This window comes from Rhodococcus sp. AQ5-07 (assembly GCF_009707305.1).
Classification (GTDB): Bacteria; Actinomycetota; Actinomycetes; order Mycobacteriales; family Mycobacteriaceae; genus Rhodococcus_F; species Rhodococcus_F erythropolis.
Genome location: NZ_CP046099.1, coordinates 1,113,277 through 1,132,080, shown reverse-complemented (window position 1 = coordinate 1,132,080; position 18,804 = coordinate 1,113,277). Strand labels below are relative to the sequence as shown.

Here is an 18,804-nt window from a genome sequence, read left to right as displayed (position 1 = left end):
TTAAGTCGAAACTAAGCTATCCGGTGATAACGTGTCAATATGTCGATCGGTGCAGCTGAACCACGTACCCGCAGGATGAGCGCACCGGAACGTCGCGCACTGGTCCTTGCCGCGGCAACGCGGGCATTTGCAAAGGGCGGGTACTCCGGCACCAGCACGGACGCCGTCGCCAAGGAAGCCGGCGTCTCGCAGCCCTACGTTGTGCGCATGTTCGGAACCAAGGCAGATTTGTTCCACGCGGTGTTCACGCGAGCGCTCGACGAAATCGTCCGCACCTTCAACGACAAATTGGACACCGTCACAATCGATCCGAGCAATCCGCAGTTCTGGGCCGAACTCGGATCCGCCTACGGCGAGCTGGTTCTCGACCGGGATCTGCTGCTTGTCATGTTGCACGGCTTCGCAACCAGCACAGACGACGTCGCCGCCGTCTCCCGGAACGCCATGTCCGGCATCTACACCTTGCTGCGTGAGCGCACCGGTTGCACGCCCGAGCAAGCACGCTTGTTCATCGCGAACGGCATGCTGATCAACAATCTGCTCGCAATGATGGCACCCGAACACGCCGAAGAAGATCCGGCCCTCGGCGAACTCTGGGGCAGCGTCTTCAGCGACTCGACTGCGATCACTCTCACCGGCGACGAATCCTCGAGCGAAACCGACACCGTTTCCTGACCGGTCACTGGGAAAAACTACACACATGTGACTGAGGACACCCTACAGTCGATCCGACATGTCTCCGGGAAACCCAGACGAAAAGGACCGACGGTGGATCTCGCACAACGCCTCGACGCGCTCGAACAGATCGAGGAAATCAAGAAGCTCAAACATGGCTACTGGCGAGCATGTGACGGCAAGGATCCGGTTCGGTTCCGCAGCAGCTTCATCCGTTCAGGAGCGTCGATCGACTACGGCCGTCTCGGCGCGTTCGACGACGCCGGGCCGATGGCGGACATCTTCGAGAAGATCGCTCTTCGCAAGGTCGACGGCCGGTACGCGGTACTCGACATGCATCACGGATTGCATCCCGACATCACACTGACCTCGGAGACGTCGGCGGTGGGGCGATGGACTCTGCAGTTCCGCCAGGTCGACACTGTCGGACGCACCGAGAAGTTGATGACCGGCGAATACGACGACAAATACGTAATCGAGGACGGTGTGTGGAAAATGAGTCAATGCCACTTCACGGAGACGTGGTCGATCACCACTCCCCTGTCCCCCGACAGTGAAATCGCCGAGGGTTCGTTGGGAGGCCCCCGATGACCACGTCGACAATCGGCAAGGTAGCGCTCGTGACCGGCGCGAGTAGGAGCGTCGGTAAAGGCATTGCACTCGCACTGGGAAGCGACGGCTGGACGGTGTACGTGACGGCGCGAGGAACCGTCGGCGCCGACGGCCCGCTCGATCGCACCGCGGCGGAGATCACCGAGCGCGGCGGTCACGGCATTGCCGTGCAGTGCGATCACGCCGACGATCAAAAGATCGTCGACCTGTTTGCACGCATCGCCGAGGAACAGTCAGGCCGCCTCGATCTTCTGGTCAACAACGTCTGGGCCAACCCGGCGGGCTATGCCGGCTTCGCCGATCCGTTCTGGAAGAGGCCGATCGACGATTGGGATTCGCTGATCGGAATCGGACTGCGCGCCCACTACGTTGCTTCGGTAGAAGCGGCGAAGTTGATGGTCCCCCGGGGCAGTGGAGTGATCGGCAATATCTCGTCATTCGGCACCCGCGGGTACCTGCACTCTGTCCTGTACGGGATGTCAAAGGCAGGTTTGGACAAGATGGCCGCCGACATGGCTGTCGAATTGAAGGGAACCGGCGTCACCGCACTTTCCTTCTGGCTCGGGTTGATCCGCAACGAGCGGATGGAGGCGAGTGGGATCGAGAGCTTCGAAGGCTTCTCACTGGCCGAGGCCGAAACCCCGGAATTCGTCGGCCAGGTCATCACTGCATTGGCCAACGATCCAGAAGTGAACGCGCGCAGCGGTCACACACTGATCACCGCCGAGACGGCCGTCGAGTACGGAATCACCGACGCCAACGGGAAACAACCTGCGTCACACCGCAGTGCCTTCGGTGGCGGCCCGCTTTTCTGAATCATCGGTGGCAGTGGTCGCGTCGCGTGCCGGCACAGCACGCGGCGCTGCCACTCGCGCCTTCAGGGCAAGCCAGGCACACCCGATGACGACGACGCCGCCGGCCACGATCGAGGGTGACAACGCCTCACCGAGTATCAGCGCCGACCAGGCAATGCTGAGCACCGGTTGAACCAACTGTGTTTGGCTCACAGTGGAAATGGGACCGATCGCCAGACCCCGGTACCAGGGAAAGAACCCGAGAAACATACTCACGCATCCCAGGTAGGCAAACGAAAGCCACGAATTCACATCGGCAGAAACCGGAGCCTGGGCCATGGACGCCACCGTCAACGCAATCGTGACCGGCAGTCCGAGAATCAATGCCCAGGCAATCGTCTGCCACGACCCGATCTCGCGGGCCAGCAACGCACCTTCCGAATATGCCAGCGCTGCACACACAACCGCGGCGAACAGAAGAAGATCAGCGAGATGAAACGAGCCGAGTCCGCCGTTTGCGACGGCCACGAACCCTACGACCGATACCGCGCCGGCGGCGCTTGCCCACCAGAATCCCTTACTGGGACGCTCTTTTCCTCGGACGACGGCAAATACCGCGGTCGCAGCGGGAAGTAGTCCGATCACGACTGCCGCGTGACTCGCCGGCGATGTCTGCAACGCAAACGTGGTGAACAGTGAAAACCCCAGTACCGCGCCAACGGTCACGAGTGCGATGCGAAACCACTGCCGAAGCGTCGGAAGCGTCGCGCGAGTAACCGACAGCATCACAATCGCAAGGGCCCCGGCAACGACGGCGCGGCCCGCGCCGACGAACAGGGGGTCGAGATCCGCGACGGCGACCCTCGTGAGCGGAACGGTGAACGAGAACGCCAGAACACCGAGCAAGCCCCACCACAAACCGGATCGAGACGATGGCATCGGTAGCGGTGCCCGTGACGTGACGATAGCGCTACTCTTCATACTCATATTCAACGATAGCAGTAGCGCACCAACCTGCGAAACTGGTATTTCAGGTGCGAACCCGTGTGCAGGAGATCGAAATTGCACCGAGCAGTCCGACGAGCGCGAAAGCGTAGAAGCCCCACGGCACGGCGTAACCCGCACCCAGGAGAACTCCGCCCAGAATCGGGCCACAGATCGCACCGACCCGGCCGACACCCGCCGACCATCCGAGCGCTGTCGCGCGAATCTGCGGTGGGTGATTGGCGCTCGTGAAGGCGTAGACCAGTACCTGCGCACTGAACACGAAGCATCCGGCGAGGAAGACCATCACGTAGATTCCGAACGACACCTTCACACTCAGAAGCGCCAGGAACAACGCTGCTCCCGTGAACCACACGATTGCTGCGGTACGCGGGCCGATCTTGTTCGCGACGCCCCCGGCGATCAACAGCCCGACGACGGCTCCGGCATTGAGGATCAGAAGGAACGTCAACGAGGCTCCGAGGTTGTAACCGGCCTCGCGCATGATCGTCGGAAGCCACGTGTTCAATCCGTAGACGAGCAGCAAGCCCATGAAACTGGTGATCCAGATGGCGATGCTGTTACGCAGGAACTTCGAAGAGAACAGTGCGCGAACGGGATTGGCGGCTTCGGCGCGCCCAGCTTCGGACGTGGGCGCAGCCTCGAGCTCGACACCGTAGCGGGCAGCGATTTCCTCGGCCTCGGCACGCTTTCCGTGAGCGAGAAGGTACGACGGGGATTCCGGCAGATACCGCAACATGAGTGGGATCAGGACGACGGCAGGAAGTGCGCCGACAACGAACATCGCTCGCCAACCGAAAGGTTCGATCACGACGAGCGCCAGCGCGGCGGTGGCAACGGCGCCGACGTGATAGCCGGTCATCAGCATGGTCGACGCAGATCCACCGCCTTGTTTCTTCGAGAATTCGTTGACCAGAGCCAATGCCGTCGGAAGGGCGCCACCCAGTCCCACACCGGCGAGGAAGCGCAGCAGACCGAAGATGAACGGATTGGGCGCAATTGCGCACAACAGAGTCAGAATCGAGAATGCGGCAACGGCGTACAGCAGCGCGCGGCGTCGACCGATGACGTCAGTGAGAGTGCCGATGACGAGGGCGCCGATGGTCATGCCGATGAGCCCGAAGGTCGAGATCATCGTGATCGTGCCGGTACTCAATCCCCACGCGTCGTAGTCGAGAAGTGAAGGAATGACCGCACCGAGTACGACCAGATCGAATCCGTCCAGAAGCACAGCTATCCAACACAACGGTGCTACCCACATTGCGGCACGCGCCCCAGGCGAACCGGTGATTGAACTCGATTGCGTATGCGGTGCGGTCATCGGATCCTCGACATTCACTGCTTGTGGGCGTTCGCTACCGGTTCAGATCCAGTAGTTCAGATCGAAATCTGTTCGCATTGCGAACGCATGTTCATAATGAGCACATCGATTGTGTACGGAGTCACAACGCCATGTCAAACGTCGCGGTAATCTCGAGGAATGGCACTCTCCGAAAATGAGCGTGAACAGTTTCTGGCCGAACCCCACATCGGGGCGCTGTCCGTAGCGGACGGCACCGAACGCGGTCCGTTGACCGTCCCGATCTGGTACCTGTATTCACCCGGTGGCAAACCATGGATCCTCACGGGCAAGGATTCACGAAAGGCTCGACTCATCGAGTCGGCCGGGCATTTCTCGTTGATGGCCGAAAGGCTCGATCCGACAATCCGTTACGTCAGCGTCAGCGGATCCGTCGACAAGATCGTTCCGGGCACCGACGAGATGCTGGTCGAAGTCTCGCGGCGATACCTGACCCCGGACAAGGTCGACGGATATCTCGAATTCGCGCGATCGCAGTTGGGCGAGCAGGTAGCGATCTACATGAATCCGCAGCACTGGCTGTCTGCGGATCTCGGGGCGATCTGACACTTCACCGAAAAGCGAAGGCTCGGCGCGCCGGAGTGGCGCGCCGAGCCTGACCTGCATTCGAGTGTTCTCGGTATCAGCTCTCGGTGAAGAAGCGCACCCGATTGAGGCGATGACCGCTCGCCTCGAAGCCGAACAGGGCGATGGCCGGTTCCCCGCACACGATTACGCTCGCCGTCACAGTTCGACCGGCAACCAGCATCTTGCTCTTCGTCACGCCGGTGAGCAGAGCGTTGACGTCGGCATTGGACAACTGCGTCCCCGCCGGAAGCTCGACGGGTACCGGCGGCGTTCGACCGACAGCGGCCGCATCGAGGAACCGCGAAGCCGCCTTCTTGCCTTTGTCTCCGACTCCGAAGATGCCGCGCGAGAATCCGAGCGCTCCGCCGATCCCCTGGTTCGAGAGCAGCTGCGGGGTCAATTTCGCGGCAGCCTTCACCCCGGCAACGCCGGCGGTAGCGAGCTGGCTCAGCATCGTTGCCAATTCCCAATGCGCATAGAGGGTTCCGATCCGCAAGGAATCGGGCTCCCCCACCAAGTCGTAGCGCAAATGCATCGGCACGTCGAGGACGACTCCGGTCGACATCTCGGTAGCGAGGCTCAGATCGCGCCACACTGTGCGGCCGCACACGATATCGCGCTCGACGTGGAAGGTGATCGAATTGGGGGCGATGAACGTGTCGTAAAAACTCTCGATCGCCGCCTGCCCGTTATGCGGACGTGAACCTACAGGGTCGTTGATCTGGCCCTCTTCGGCAAACAGCGCAACCCAGGTCGAGCGATCATGCGCGCCGACGGCTTTCGGGGATCCCTCCACGACGGCCATCAACTGCTCACGTACCACCGGCGCGGTCATGCGCGCATCTCGTATGCACCGTCGTACGCCTTGACCTGCTGCCACACCCGGTCGAAGCGTTCACTGTCCACAACAGGCTTCCGCACTGCGGCCAAGGCCCACTTCTGCTGCTCCGGCGTCGACGACGGCTTTCCGTGCAGTGCGATCGCGTATCCCGAGAAGTCGCGAATCTGGAAGTCGAAGATCTGATCGACAACGTCGGCGTCGAGTCCGCTGATCTCGGCCTGCTCGAGAATCAGATGACCGTAGACGACGAGGGAGAACAGGTGCCCGACATTGAGCATGAAATCGAGATCCTTCTGCTGCTGCGCGTCCGGCGCTGCGGCAGTGAGCAATTCGGTGAGTGCGATCGCCTGCTCGTAGAAACGAGCGACGTTCGGGATCGAAGAGTGCTTCTCGTAGACGGGCTTCCACTCGTGGAACTGGATCTTCGCAGCGCCGCGGGTCGGTCCCTGATTCCAGAAGAACTCGTCGTCGGCTGCGTCGTCGCGCGTGACGATCTCCGGGAACTCCGCGGGGTTGAACAGGTAGTTCGGCAAGAACTTGAGGATCAGGCCGACGTTGACGTGGACGGTGCCCTCGAGCTTGGGCAGCGTGCCGATCATCTGCGCTGCTTCACGGAAGTACGTGGACTTCTCGTACCCCTTTGCCGCGATCACGTCGTGCAGCAACCCGACGACCTTTTCACCTTCCGAGGTGACCTTGGCCTTGGTCATGGGATTGAACAGCAGGTAGCGACGGTCTTCGAGGCTGGCGCTGCGGAAGTAGTCGACCGCCCGCGCGCTGAACTGTTTCATCGCGATCAGACGTGAGTACGCGTCGACGAAGGCGGCGCGTACATGGGCGAAGTCCGTGACCGGATTACCGTAGAGAATTCGATTCTGCGCGTGAGTGATTGCTTCGAAGAACGCATGTTCGGTGATCCCGATGGAGCCGGTGCACAGGTTGAACTTTCCGACGTTGACCGTGTTGAGCGCGGCCTCGAATGCGGCGACGCCGGTGTGCAGAATGTCTTCCTCGCGCACCGGGTAGTCGTCGAGGCGGAAATTGCTGACGTACATTTGCCCGCGCAGGACATTGTCCACAAGCTGATAGTTCGGATGTGCACTGTCGGCGACGAAGAACACGTAGCCTTCGGGACCCTCGACGTCGGTACGACGCCCGAACACAGACACCATTCCGGCTACGTTGCCGTTTCCGATGTAGTACTTCTCGCCGCTCGCGCGGAAGGCGACGTCGCCGTCGGTGGAAGTGAGAAGCATGTCGGTGGAGTACACGTCGGCGCCGTGGTCGCGCTCGGAGAGGCCGAACGCCATGACGCCACCGTCGGCAAGTTCCTGCGCTGCACGCTTCTTCGCTGCGTCGTTGTCACTCATCCAGATCGGTCCGAGTCCGAGGATCGTGACCTGCCAGGCGTACCAGTAAGCGAGTCCGTAGAAACCGAAGATCTCACTCAAGGCCGCGTTGCGGGCACCGTCCCAACGACGGTTCTCGTCACCGTCGGCGAATGCCGCCGGAGTCTGGAACGTCGCGAACAACTTCTCCTTGCCGACGAACTCGAGAAAGTCGGAGACCCACACGGCGTCGAGGTCGTCCTGAAGCAGTTGCTTCTTACCGCGGCTCTCGAACCATTCGATGGTGGCTCGCAGCAAACGGCGGGTCTCCGGATCGAACTGAGCGGGGTCGTAAGTATGGGGGTTGAAGAGCAATCCATCGGTGCCAGACACGTCATTACCTTTCGTCGATGACGCTAAACTACCAGCGGGTAACTTTCCGCGGTGCGATTCATGGAAGACCTGCGATTCTTCGCGAATGCCACAGGTCCATCGGATTCCACGTGCCCGCCCGAGCACGCGTGATCGGGTAGCACGCCAATCCCAGCAACAACGCAGACATGTGGCCGATGGCGGTGAAATTGGTGGCGAAAATCAGAGGTACACCGTAGAAGAGCAACAGCCCCGCGAGATAGACGTATCGCCACGGATCGACGATGCGGTACACCAGAATCCCCATGATGCCGGCCAGACCGTAGCTCACACCCACGTCGAGAGTGTTGACCGCCGACTCCGCCACGTATCCGTGCCGAATACCTTCGTACAGAACACCTTCGCTGATGTACGTGGCTCCGACGTGGGCCATGACGACAACACACAGCCACCGCCACGTCCCGAGCCAACGCTCAGCCGTTGCATGAAAGATGGTGAAGAGAACCAGGTATCCCAACCAACCGCCACCTTCGAGCCAGAAGGCACTCGAGAACAGGACTCGTAGCGGGTCTTCGGCCAGGTGATGCAGATTGGTCGAGCGCTTGCCGAGAAAACGCTCCTCGACATTGTCAGGCAGATGCCGCAGGAACAGCGTGGTGAACAGCAGGGCAAGCAACCAGACATAGGTACCGGGAGCACTGCGCACCCATCGCCATGCGGCCTTTGCTGCCCCCAGCATCCTCACCGCTTCGAGTCTGCGCTCACTCGTTCACTACTGCAACGGCAAACCCGTCCCACCCCTTCGAACCCACGGTTTGAATGGCGGTGCCGTCGAGTTTCGGCTCGGCCGCGATCATCTCCAACACCGCTCGACTCGCTTTGACGCGCTCGTCGTCGATATCCGGGTTGGACACATGTCCCCCACGCACCACGTTGTCCACGATGATGACGGTTCCGGGATGCGAAAGGGCCAACGCCCACCGCACGTACTCGGTGTTGTTCTCCTTGTCGGCGTCGATGAAGACCAAGTCGAAAGGTCCCAACTCTTCCTTCGCGATCGACGGGAGGCTGTCGAGCGCGGCCCCGACGCGGATGTCGACACGGTCAGCCAAGCCGGCGCCCTCGATATTCGCCCGAGCGACATCCGCATGGGTGGGATCGAATTCCAGCGTGATGACCTGGCCCGAGGGGCCGACCGCGCGAGCGAGCCAGATCGTGCTGTATCCGCCGAGCGTTCCGATCTCGAGAACATTGCGCGCCAAGCACATTCGCGCCAGAAGATTGAGGAGCTTGCCCTGGTTCGGCGCCACGTCGATGGGCGGGAGACCGGCCTCGGAGTTGGCGGTGAGTGCCGCGTCGAGAACCGGATCTTCACCTACCAACGTGGAGACAAGGTAACCGTCGACTTCTGCCCAATCCGGTTCGCGTTCCATAGCCACGATTGTGGCAGAAAAGAAGGGCCGCCGCAGACACCTCGGAAGGTGGCTGCGGCGGCCAGACGACTATTCGAATCAGCCGCGAACTGCGCTGATGATCTCCTCGATCGCCGAGTCGGCGTCGATCTCACGGCTCTCGCCGGTGAAGCGGTCGCGAATCTCGACCTTGCCGTCGGCCCAACCACGGCCGACGACAACGATCAGCGGAACACCGATCAGCTCGGAGTCCTTGAACTTCACGCCCGGCGACGCCTTACGGTCGTCGAGAATCACTTCGAGTCCGGCACGGTCGAGTTGCGCGGCGAGGCCTTCGGCGCCTTCGCGTGCAGTCTCGTCCTTGTTCGCGATGACGAGGTAGACGTCGGCCGGTGAAACCTCGGCAGGCCAGCGCAGGCCCTTTTCGTCGTGATGCTGCTCGGCAATGACGGCCACCAAACGCGAGACGCCGACGCCGTACGAACCCATGGTCGGGCGGACGGGCTTGCCGTTCTCGGCGAGGACGTCGACGGTGAAGACGTCGGTGTACTTACGGCCGAGCTGGAAGACGTGCCCGATCTCGATACCGCGAGCCGAGACCAGCGTGCCGGCTCCGTCGGGAGAGGCGTCGCCGTCACGAACCTCGGCGGCTTCGATGGTTCCGTCAGGCGTGAAGTCGCGACCGGCAACGAGGCCGACCACGTGCTTGCCGTCTTCGTCGGCGCCGGTGATCCAGCTGGTGCCGTCGACGACGCGCGGGTCGACAAGGTAGCGAACGCCGTTGGCCTGCAGTGCCTTCGGACCGATGTAACCCTTGGCCAGGAACGGGTTGTTCTTGAAGTCGGTCTCGGTGATCATCACGAACTCGGCCGGCTCCAGCGAAGCTTCGAGGCGCTTTTCGTCGACCTCACGGTCGCCGGGGATGCCGATGCCGAGCAGTTCCCACTCGCCGCCGGGCAGGCGGGTCTTGACCATGATGTTCTTGAGAGTGTCGGCGGCGGTGATGGTGCGGCCGAGGTCGGCACCGTTCGCCCAGTCCACGAGCGTGTCGATGGTAGGTGTGTTCGCGGTGTCGTACACCTTGGCTTCGGGCAGCCCGTCGAACGGAATCGAGTCGGGAACAACAGTCTTGACGGCCTCGACGTTGGCGGCGTAGCCGGATTCGAGGCAGCGCACGTAGGTGTCTTCGCCGATCTCGCTCTCGGCAAGGAACTCCTCGGACGCGCTGCCGCCCATCGCACCGGAGGTCGCCGAGACGATGACGTACTTGACGCCCAGACGCGTGAAGATCTTCTCGTAGGCGCCGCGGTGCGCCTGGTACGACTCCGTCAGACCTTCGTCGCTGAGGTCGAAGGAGTACGAATCCTTCATGAGGAACTCGCGACCACGCAGAATGCCCGCACGCGGACGCTCTTCGTCGCGGTACTTGGTCTGCACCTGGTACAGGGTGACCGGGAAGTCCTTGTACGAGTTGTACTCACCCTTGACCGTCAGAGCAAAGAGCTCCTCGTGGGTCGGGCCGAGCATGTAGTCGTTGCCCTTGCGGTCCTTGAGGCGGAACAGGTTGGGGCCGTACTCGGTCCAGCGGTTCGACGCCTCGTAGGGATCGCGCGGGAGCAGAGCAGGCAGCAGAATTTCCTGCCCACCAATGGCATTCATTTCTTCGCGGACAACACGCTCTACCTCGCGCAGCACCCGCAATCCCAGCGGCAACCACGAGTAGACGCCTGGAGCGATACGACGCACGTAGCCGGCACGAACCAGCAATTTGTGGCTGGCAACTTCGGCGTCCGAGGGATCGTCACGCAGGGTACGCAGGAACAGGTGGGACAGACGGGTAATCACGAGGTGTAAGGATAGTCGCCGCAGTCGGCCGAGCGGGCCTCGGTACGGTTACAGCGTGCTTGTACTGCTGCCTCCCTCAGAAACCAAGTCCGACGGCGGCAAGGATGCGCCCCTCGATCTGGCCGAACTGTCGATGCCACAGTTGACCGAAACGCGCGAATTGCTGGTTCAGACGCTGGTCGATCTGGCCGCTGACGTCGAGGCGTCGTGCGAAGCGCTCGGGCTCGGTCCGACGCAAGCAGACGAAGTGGAACGCAACGCCAAGCTGTGGGTGTCCGCGACGCGGCCCGCGCTGCAGCGCTACACCGGGGTGCTCTTCGACGCCCTCGACGCCAAGTCGTTCACCCGCGCCCAGAAGGCCAAGGCTCTCGATCGGATCGCGATCGGCTCCGCTCTGTTCGGTGCAGTCCGTGCGGGAGATCTGATCCCCGCCTACCGCCTTTCCGGCGGGTCCAAGCTGCCCGGGATGGGCACGCTCCGCTCACTGTGGAAGCCGGAGTTGCCGAAGGCCTTGGCGGTCGAAGCCGACGGCCTTGTCATCGATCTACGGTCCGGCACCTACCAAGACCTCGGACCGGTTCCGGACGCACTGATCGCAACGGTCCTCACCGAGAAGCCGGACGGCACCCGCACTGTCGTCAGTCACTTCAACAAGCACCACAAGGGTCTGCTCGCGCGCGCCCTTGTGGTCTCGCGCGCCGAACCCAGTGACATCAAGGGAGTTGCCCGCGTCGCGTCCAAAGCAGGCCTGCGCGTCGAAATCGCGTCGGAGCGCGAATTGATCATCCTGACGGATTGATGGCTTCGTCTGTCAAGTGCCACAGAAGGTTTGGAATGTTTCGCTGAAAGACTGCGGAGCCGCCTCGGTGTAGTCAGCCCACTCGTCGCGTCGGCCGAACGGGTGCGTGACAACCTCCAGCAGCTTCTCGAATGGAGCGAGGTCGCCGTCGGTCGCGGCGCGCAGGGCAGCGTCGAGCCGATGATTACGCGGAATGTACAGCGGGTTGACGCGATCCATCGCGCTCGCGGTCTCCGCGGCCCCGTATCCGTTTTCGGTCAGGGCTCCCTGCCACCGCTGCAACCAGGGCGCGATGTGCTCCCGTGGCACGAGGTTGTCGAGAGGCACCGAATTTCCGCGCAATACGTCGGCGAGAGCGCGGAAACTGCCCGTCCAATCAGCACCGTGTTCCGCCAACAACGTCAGCAGATCGTCGACGAGCGCCCGATCGACAAACGGCTGGGCCAGACCGAGCTTTGCCGCGAGGCCGGCCGCGTAGTGACCCTCGTAACGCTCGTCGAAGGTCTCGAGAACTGCTGACGCCGCGGAAATTGCTTCGTCGGGTGTGGAATCGATCAGTGGCAACAGTGTTTCTGCCAAGCGCGCCAGGTTCCACTTCAGTACAGCGGGCTGATTGCCGAATGCATAGCGGCCCCCGTGGTCGATCGAGCTGAACACTGCCGCCGGATCGAACGCGTCGAGGAAGGCGCACGGACCGTAATCGATGGTCTCCCCCGAAATTGTCGTGTTGTCGGTGTTCATGACCCCGTGCACGAAACCGATGAGCATCCACCTCGCCACCAGTGATGCCTGCGCCTCAACTACCGCCTCGAGGAACTTCAGGTAGCGATTGTGTGTACCCGTTGCCGGAAGTTCGGTCAGCTCCGGGTAGTGCCGGGCAATCGCGTAATCGGTGAGCGGCTGCAATACCTCGCCCTGCCGGGCCGCGAACTCGAAGGTCCCAACGCGTAGGTGACTCGACGCGATCCGTGCAAGCACGGCACCGGGTTCTGCGCCGTTGCGGCGAACGTCTCGGCCCGTCGCCACCACCGACAGCGCGCGCGTAGTGGGGACACCGAGGGCATTCATCGCCTCGCTGACGAGATATTCGCGCAGCATCGGCCCTACGACCGCATACCCGTCGCCGCCCCGAGAGAACGGGGTGCGCCCAGAGCCCTTCAGATGCAAGTCCACACGCTGCCCGTCACTGCTGACGAGTTCGCCGAGTAACAACGCCCGACCGTCCCCGAGAATTGGCGCGTACCCACCGAACTGATGACCCGCATATGCCATCGCCACCGGTGTGGCCCCGACCGGCACCGTCGAACCGGACAGGACGCCGATCCCGTCCACACTTCGCAGCGCTTCTACGTCCAATCTCAACGACGCAGCCAGCTGCTCGTTCAGCACGAGCAACTGCGGGTCGGGCGCGGCAGCACCTTGCCACGGCACCGTCAGAGCGCCGAGTTCGTCGGCGAAGGTGCTCTCGAGGCCGGCCACGATGGTGACCGTCTCTGCTGTGGATTCCTGGAATGCGGCCATCACACGAGAGTAGTCACCGTGCGACAACCTATCGATCAGCCCTGATCGATGTACGACTCGAGCTGATCGCGTTCGCTCTTGAGCTCGTCGATGCGGCTCTTCACCACGTCACCGATACTGACGATGCCGAGGAGGTTGCCGTCCTCGATCACCGGCAGATGCCGGATTCGACGCTCGGTCATGATCGCGGCAATGCTGTCCACTGCGTCTGCCGGAACGCACGTGTACATCAGAGCGGTCATGACCTCGGACACCTGGATCCCGAGAAGGTCCGGGCCACGCTCGTGCAGGCGTCGAACGACATCGCGTTCAGAGATGATGCCGACCACCGCGTCGTCGTCGACCACCACCATGGCTCCGATGTTGTGGCGGGCAAGATCGCACAGCAACCCGTTGACCGTCGTGTGGGCGTCGATCGTGACGATGCTGTTGCCCTTGTTTCGCAATATGTCCGCGATCCGCATCACGGCACCCCGATTCGTCGAGACTCTCTGCACGTCCTGCAACGATCGTATCGGCTAGCGAAGCGGAAAAACAGGACTGATCAGGCGATTCCCTGAGCTGCCTTCTCCGCAGCCTGAGCCTGGGCTACCTGAGAAGGTGTGAACCTGATGCACAGCGCCGCGATACCGGCGAACACCGCGCAGACCGCGCAGCCCACAAGTGCGAAGGTGTATCCCTCTCCGAGTGCGATCAATTGCGCCGGATTCATGTCCGCTGCCTTGCCCGAAGTGCCGCCGAGCGAGAGCGTCTTCGACGTCGCCATCGCACCGATCACCGACAGCGCCAGTGGTCCACCGAGCGTCTGGGCAACCTGAGCGATGGCCGTCAGCGGGCCGATCTCGGTCTCCGGCACACCGGCGATCGCGCACAGTGGCAAGGGCACCATCGCGAGGCCGATACCGAATCCGATCCCGATCACGGGCACGAACAAGTTGGCCAGGTAGGTGGAATCGGAATCGAGAGTAGATCCGTAGAGGAGTCCGACGATCATGATCACGACGCCGGTGAGGACCAGCCAACGGGGTTGAACCTTTACGGCGAGCTTGGAAGCAACCGACGCGGCAGCGCCCAATCCGAACGCGAACGGAATGAACGCGATACCGGCACGCAACGGCGAATACTGCATGATGTCCTGCACGAACAGTGCGACGAAGGCCGTCATGCTGAACATCGCGCCACCGACGAAGAAGATGGCGAGGAACGTCGCGACACGGTTGCGATCGGCGAACAACGAGAAGGGCAAGAGCGGGTTGTCCGCAGTTCGCTCGACGAAGAGGAAGGCGGCGAGGGCGACCAATCCGGCCGCCAATGCACCGATGACGGCGATACTCCCCCATCCCATTTCCGGGCCTTCGGTGAGAGCAAAAACAACACCGGTACAACCGAGGGTCGCGAGGATCGCGCCGGGGACATCCAAAGCCAGACGCGTCTGATTCGTCTCGCGAAGGGCGCGGAACGCCATGCCGACGAGCGCGATGCCGATCGGGACGTTGATGAGGAAGATCAGACGCCACGACACCTCGGTCAATGCGCCGCCGATGATCAGACCGGCGATCGATCCGACGCCCGTCATGGCGGCAAAAATCGCGATGGCCTGATTACGAGCCGGACCCGCGGCGAAAGTCGTGGCAACAAGTGCGAAGGCGGTGGGCGACGCCACGGCTGCGCCGACACCTTGAAGCGCCCGCGCTGCGATCAACATGCCCTCGTTCAGGGCGAGACCACAGAGCAACGACGCCACCGTGAACAGCGAGACTCCCGCGATGAACATCTTCTTGCGCCCGTACGCGTCACCGAGGCGACCACCGAGGAGCATGAGCCCACCGAACGCAAGCGCGTACGAGGTCAACACCCAATTACGACCACTGTCGCTCAGCCCGAGGTCTGCCTGCAGTGGCGCCAGCGCGAGGTTCGCGACGGTGCCGTCGAGCACCACCATCATCTGCAAACCACTCAGGACGATGATGGCGAGCCCGATGACTCGAGTGGCTACCGGGGCATTCGCCGAAGCGGTTTCAGATGTTGGGGAATCAGACACAAGACTTCACGTTACCCAGCGTCGACGGAAAAGCCCGCGACCGGCCCGATCACGATGATCGCCGGAGGCTTGATCTCCTCGTCTTTGACGCGCTGAGCAACGGTCGCCAGATCGGCCCGAAGTTCACGCTGGGTGCGCAGAGTGCCCTCTTGGATCACGGTGACCGGCGTTGTTGACGGGCGTCCACCGTCGACGAGCGCCCTCGCGAACTGATCGATGCGCTCGACCGCCATGAGCAGCACGATCGTGCCGCGCAACTTGGCCAGTGCCGACCAGTCGACCAGCGAATCCGGATGATCCGGAGCCACGTGACCACTGACGACGACGAACTCGTGGGTGACGCCGCGGTGGGTCACCGGGATGCCTGCGGCCGACGGGACCGAGATCGCGCTCGTGATTCCGGGCACTACGGTCACCGGAACGCCGGCAGCGGCACACGCTTCGAGTTCTTCGTATCCCCGCCCGAAGACGTACGGGTCCCCGCCCTTGAGGCGGACCACGAACTTGCCTGCCTTCGCGTTGTCGATCAGCGCGGCGTTGATGGCCTCCTGAGCCATGGCACGGCCGTACGGGATCTTCGCGGCGTCGATCACCTCGACGTCCGGACCCAGTTCGGCGAGCAACTCCGGCGGAGCCAATCGGTCGGCCACGACGACGTCAGCGCGTGCGAGCAAACGGCGTCCACGCACGGTGATCAGGTCGGGGTCACCGGGGCCACCACCGACGAGAGCTACGCCCGCAGCGGCCGGCTCGGCCGTATCGGCGAGCACGCCCGACTGAAGACCTTCGACGACCGCGGTGCGGACTGCTGCCGAACGACGGTGATCGCCGCCGGCAAGAATTCCGATACTCATACCGTCGTACTCGGCGCTGGCGGGAGTTACCGCGGTGCCGTGCTTCGCGTTGTCGGCGCGCACGCAGAAGATGTGGCGACGCTCCGCCTCGGCGACGATCGCCGCATTGGTTTCCGGCTCGTCGGTCGAGGCGATGGCATACCACGCACCTTCGAGGTCGCCGTCGGCGTACGGGCGCTCTTCGACGGTGATCTGCCCGGCCGTGGCCATACCTTCGACGGCTGGAGTGAACGCGCGACTGATGACGTGAACACGGGCACCAGAGGCGACCAGCAGTCCGAGTCTGCGCTGAGCCACAGTGCCGCCACCGAACACGACCACGCGTCGATCGGTCAGGTTGAGGCCGACCAAGTAGTTGGTCTCGTCTGCGGTGGACTCGCTCACTCGCACTCCGTTTCGTCGTCAGAATTGGTCAAGCTGGAGGGAACTTTACGGGCCGCCGCCACGGTCACTCCATCCCTGGCAGTCTTGGCCACTAGGAGCGGGCCGCCCCCGGAGGCGAGGATCGCCGCCGCTTCCGCGACGCTTGCCGTCCCGATCGCGTGCTCGACGCGAGTCGACGGTGACGGAACCTGAACTCGCCCAAGTACGTCCGGGTCGAAACTCACAATCGGGACGTTCAGTTCATCGGCGGCAGCGAGCAGAGCTGCAGACGCCGCCTTGCCGGTCGCAGTGGCGAGGACCACGATCCTCGCTCGCTCCTGCAGCACCGCGTTCACCGCAGCGACGATGTCCTTCGCGGTGGCGCTCGACGTGAATCCCACGCCTATACAGAGGTCATCCCCGTGCGGCATCGACGAACTTCGCGATCGATTCGGGCTGCCCCACCGGATGAGTGTGGAGATACGACGCGTGGACGCCGCCGCGAACAAATCCTTCGCGGACACTGCCGCCGTCCCAGGGCCGCCATCCCCACGCACTTCCGCAACCGTCCGCGTCCGCCGAGACGAGAGACGTTCGGTGGAACTCGTGACCGGTGACGCGGGAGCCTGCGTCGAAGAGGGTGGAATCGCTGATCGCCACTGCTTCGCGGTACCCGAGGGTCAGGCGTTTCCCGAATGTGGCATCCACCCCGACAACACCGGCCATGCAGTGACCGTCCAAGCTGCGAGCGAGGTAGAGCAGACCGGCACACTCGGCGTGGATCGGTGCGCCGCCGTCCGCCAGGTCACGAACCTGCTGCAGCAGAACGGTATTGGCCGCGAGGTCCACCGCATGCTCTTCCGGGAACCCGCCAGGAAGGACAAGAGCAGCAGTTCCCGCGGGAAGCTCGTCCCGCAACGGGTCGAACACCTGCACGTCCGCGCCGGCAGCAGTCAGGAGTTCACGGTGCTCGGCATAGCCGAAGGTGAAGGCAGGGCCGCCCGCCATGGCAACCACGGGACGAGACTCGGCATGTGCGCCGACCTCGGCAACCGGATCCCATGCAGCTGCACCCACGTTCGAGGCGGCCAGTGCACGAACAGCGTCCAGTTCGACGTGCGAGGCAATCAAGTCGGACATCGCGTCCACTGCGGCCACAGCGGCGGCGCCGTGCTCGGCCGCCGGAATCAGACCGAGGTGCCGGGAGGGAACTTCGAGTTCCGTCAACCGTGGCACAACTCCGAGCACTGCGACGCCGACCTTGTCGCACGCATGACGCAACACCTGCTCGTGACGAGCGCTCCCGACGCGATTGAGAATGACGCCGCCGATGCGCACACCTGCGTCGTAGGTCGCGAAGCCGTGGAGTACGGCGGCCAGACTCTGACTGTGCCCACGGGCGTCGATCACGAGGATTACCGGCGAACCGAGGATCGACGCTACCTGCGCCGTCGATCCCTCCGCCGACGGCTGCGAGTTGGCCTCGTCGATCTTTCCGTCGAACAGACCCATGACGCCTTCGACCACGGCGATGTCACAGCCGGCGGTTCCATGCCGGTAGAGCGGTCCGATGCGATCCGGGCCGACCAGAACAGTGTCGAGGTTGCGTCCGGGCCGCCCTGCCGCGAGTCCGTGATAACCCGGGTCGATGTAGTCCGGACCCACTTTGAAGGGTGCAACGCTGCTACCGGACCGTCGCAGCGCGCCGATCAATCCCGTTGCCACCGTGGTCTTTCCGCTACCCGAGGCAGGAGCGGCGATCACCACGGCCGGAGTGGAAGGACTTACCATTCGATGCCCCGTTGACCCTTTCGGCCGGCATCCATCGGGTGCTTGATCTTCGTCATCTCGGTCACGAGGTCGGCGGCGTCGATCAGTGCCTGCGGGGCATCACGCCCCGTGATGACAACATGCTGGTTGCCTGGGCGATCGCGCAGTGTCTGCACCACCTCGTCCACGTCCACCCAACCCCACTTGAGCGGGTACGTGAACTCGTCGAGGACATAGAATCGATGCTCCTCGCCTGCAAGCCTTCTCGCGATCTCCTGCCAACCTTCCGCAGCGGCAGCAGCATGATCTTCCTCGCTACCGGCCTTGCGTGTCCATGACCAACCTTCGCCCATCTTGTGCCACTGCACCGGCCCACCGACGCCGGTTTCGTCATGCAGGTTTCCGAGCGCGCGGAACGCGGCTTCCTCGCCGACCTTCCACTTGGCACTCTTCACGAACTGGAACACGCCGATGTCGAAACCCTGATTCCAGGCACGCAGCGCCATGCCGAAAGCGGCGGTGGACTTACCCTTTCCAGGGCCGGTGTGCACGGCAAGTACCGGCGCGTTACGACGCTGACGCGTGGTCAGACCGTCGTCGGGAACTGTCTCGGGAACACCCTTGGGCATCGTGAACTCCTGAGCT

General features: G+C 62.9%; 19 protein-coding genes. 5 read left to right on the top strand and 14 right to left on the bottom strand.

Annotated elements, in window-relative coordinates; genetic code table 11:
- Positions 1-39 precede the first annotated feature (39 nt).
- From GJB56_RS05330 to GJB56_RS05320, 3 genes are all read left to right on the top strand, one after another.
- Entirely contained in the window at positions 40-675 is a 636-nt protein-coding gene (locus GJB56_RS05330; RefSeq protein WP_021333000.1) for a TetR/AcrR family transcriptional regulator, read from the top strand.
- 93 nt (positions 676-768) lie between these two features.
- Positions 769-1,266 carry a nuclear transport factor 2 family protein gene (locus GJB56_RS05325; protein ID WP_113682931.1) on the top strand — a complete coding sequence of 166 codons (498 nt, stop codon included), beginning with the start codon at positions 769-771 and terminating at the stop codon, positions 1,264-1,266.
- The gene (locus GJB56_RS05320; RefSeq protein WP_020969395.1) at positions 1,263-2,102 is read left to right on the top strand and encodes an SDR family NAD(P)-dependent oxidoreductase; all 840 of its coding nucleotides are present in this window, start codon (positions 1,263-1,265) and stop codon (positions 2,100-2,102) included. The genes GJB56_RS05325 and GJB56_RS05320 overlap by 4 nt, the downstream gene beginning before the upstream one ends.
- On the opposite strand, the gene GJB56_RS05315 is transcribed toward GJB56_RS05320, so the two are convergent.
- Together GJB56_RS05315 and GJB56_RS05310 are read right to left on the bottom strand one after the other, a co-directional pair.
- Positions 2,064-3,020 carry a DMT family transporter gene (locus tag GJB56_RS05315; protein ID WP_021333002.1) on the bottom strand — a complete coding sequence of 319 codons (957 nt, stop codon included), beginning with the start codon at positions 3,018-3,020 and terminating at the stop codon, positions 2,064-2,066. The genes GJB56_RS05320 and GJB56_RS05315 overlap by 39 nt on opposite strands.
- 91 nt (positions 3,021-3,111) lie before the next feature.
- The gene (locus tag GJB56_RS05310) at positions 3,112-4,407 is read right to left on the bottom strand and encodes an MFS transporter (protein ID WP_020907429.1); all 1,296 of its coding nucleotides are present in this window, start codon (positions 4,405-4,407) and stop codon (positions 3,112-3,114) included.
- A gap of 159 nt (positions 4,408-4,566) precedes the next feature.
- Here GJB56_RS05310 and GJB56_RS05305 point away from each other — a divergent pair, with 159 nt between their 5' ends.
- On the top strand, positions 4,567-4,992 hold the full coding sequence (locus GJB56_RS05305) for a pyridoxamine 5'-phosphate oxidase family protein (protein ID WP_020907428.1): 426 nt from the start codon (positions 4,567-4,569) through the stop codon (positions 4,990-4,992).
- A gap of 76 nt (positions 4,993-5,068) precedes the next feature.
- Here the strand turns inward: GJB56_RS05305 and GJB56_RS05300 are convergent, their stop codons facing one another.
- The 5 genes from GJB56_RS05300 to GJB56_RS05280 all read right to left on the bottom strand — a co-directional run bounded on the left by GJB56_RS05300 (position 5,069) and on the right by GJB56_RS05280 (position 10,811).
- Positions 5,069-5,848, bottom strand: a complete 780-nt coding sequence (locus GJB56_RS05300; RefSeq protein ID WP_021343990.1) for a nuclear transport factor 2 family protein — start codon at positions 5,846-5,848, stop codon at positions 5,069-5,071.
- Positions 5,845-7,575, bottom strand: coding sequence for an acyl-CoA dehydrogenase family protein (locus GJB56_RS05295; RefSeq protein ID WP_042951684.1), 1,731 nt, complete (start codon positions 7,573-7,575; stop codon positions 5,845-5,847). Before GJB56_RS05295 ends, GJB56_RS05300 begins: the two co-directional genes overlap by 4 nt.
- A gap of 58 nt (positions 7,576-7,633) precedes the next feature.
- Positions 7,634-8,293, bottom strand: coding sequence for a rhomboid-like protein (locus tag GJB56_RS05290; protein WP_113682932.1), 660 nt, complete (start codon positions 8,291-8,293; stop codon positions 7,634-7,636).
- Between the two features lie 22 nt (positions 8,294-8,315).
- Positions 8,316-8,987, bottom strand: coding sequence for an O-methyltransferase (locus GJB56_RS05285; protein WP_113682933.1), 672 nt, complete (start codon positions 8,985-8,987; stop codon positions 8,316-8,318).
- A 78-nt stretch (positions 8,988-9,065) separates the two neighbouring features.
- Positions 9,066-10,811 (bottom strand): proline--tRNA ligase, encoded by a 1,746-nt coding sequence (locus GJB56_RS05280; RefSeq protein ID WP_020969391.1) that lies wholly within the window; start codon positions 10,809-10,811, stop codon positions 9,066-9,068.
- Positions 10,812-10,866: 55 nt separating this feature from the next.
- Between GJB56_RS05280 and yaaA the strand changes: the two genes are divergently transcribed.
- On the top strand, positions 10,867-11,610 hold the full coding sequence (yaaA, locus tag GJB56_RS05275; RefSeq protein WP_113682934.1) for a peroxide stress protein YaaA: 744 nt from the start codon (positions 10,867-10,869) through the stop codon (positions 11,608-11,610).
- 12 nt (positions 11,611-11,622) lie between these two features.
- Here the strand turns inward: yaaA and GJB56_RS05270 are convergent, their stop codons facing one another.
- From GJB56_RS05270 to cobO, 7 genes are all read right to left on the bottom strand, one after another.
- Positions 11,623-13,131, bottom strand: a complete 1,509-nt coding sequence (locus GJB56_RS05270) for a protein adenylyltransferase SelO (protein ID WP_195849586.1) — start codon at positions 13,129-13,131, stop codon at positions 11,623-11,625.
- A 35-nt stretch (positions 13,132-13,166) separates the two neighbouring features.
- Positions 13,167-13,595 (bottom strand): CBS domain-containing protein, encoded by a 429-nt coding sequence (locus GJB56_RS05265; protein WP_007735005.1) that lies wholly within the window; start codon positions 13,593-13,595, stop codon positions 13,167-13,169.
- Positions 13,596-13,675: 80 nt separating this feature from the next.
- Positions 13,676-15,172, bottom strand: a complete 1,497-nt coding sequence (locus tag GJB56_RS05260) for an MFS transporter (protein ID WP_020907421.1) — start codon at positions 15,170-15,172, stop codon at positions 13,676-13,678.
- Positions 15,173-15,183: 11 nt separating this feature from the next.
- Positions 15,184-16,410 (bottom strand): uroporphyrinogen-III C-methyltransferase, encoded by a 1,227-nt coding sequence (cobA, locus tag GJB56_RS05255; protein ID WP_019748046.1) that lies wholly within the window; start codon positions 16,408-16,410, stop codon positions 15,184-15,186.
- A complete protein-coding gene (locus tag GJB56_RS05250; protein ID WP_021343981.1) occupies positions 16,407-16,790 on the bottom strand; it encodes a cobalamin biosynthesis protein in 384 nt (127 codons plus the stop codon). The genes cobA and GJB56_RS05250 overlap by 4 nt, the downstream gene beginning before the upstream one ends.
- 13 nt (positions 16,791-16,803) lie before the next feature.
- A complete protein-coding gene (locus tag GJB56_RS05245) occupies positions 16,804-18,180 on the bottom strand; it encodes a cobyrinate a,c-diamide synthase (RefSeq protein ID WP_113682936.1) in 1,377 nt (458 codons plus the stop codon).
- Complete coding sequence (cobO, locus tag GJB56_RS05240) at positions 18,174-18,788, bottom strand: cob(I)yrinic acid a,c-diamide adenosyltransferase (protein ID WP_019748043.1); 615 nt, start codon at positions 18,786-18,788, stop codon at positions 18,174-18,176. Before cobO ends, GJB56_RS05245 begins: the two co-directional genes overlap by 7 nt.
- Between the last annotated feature and the right edge of the window lie 16 nt (positions 18,789-18,804).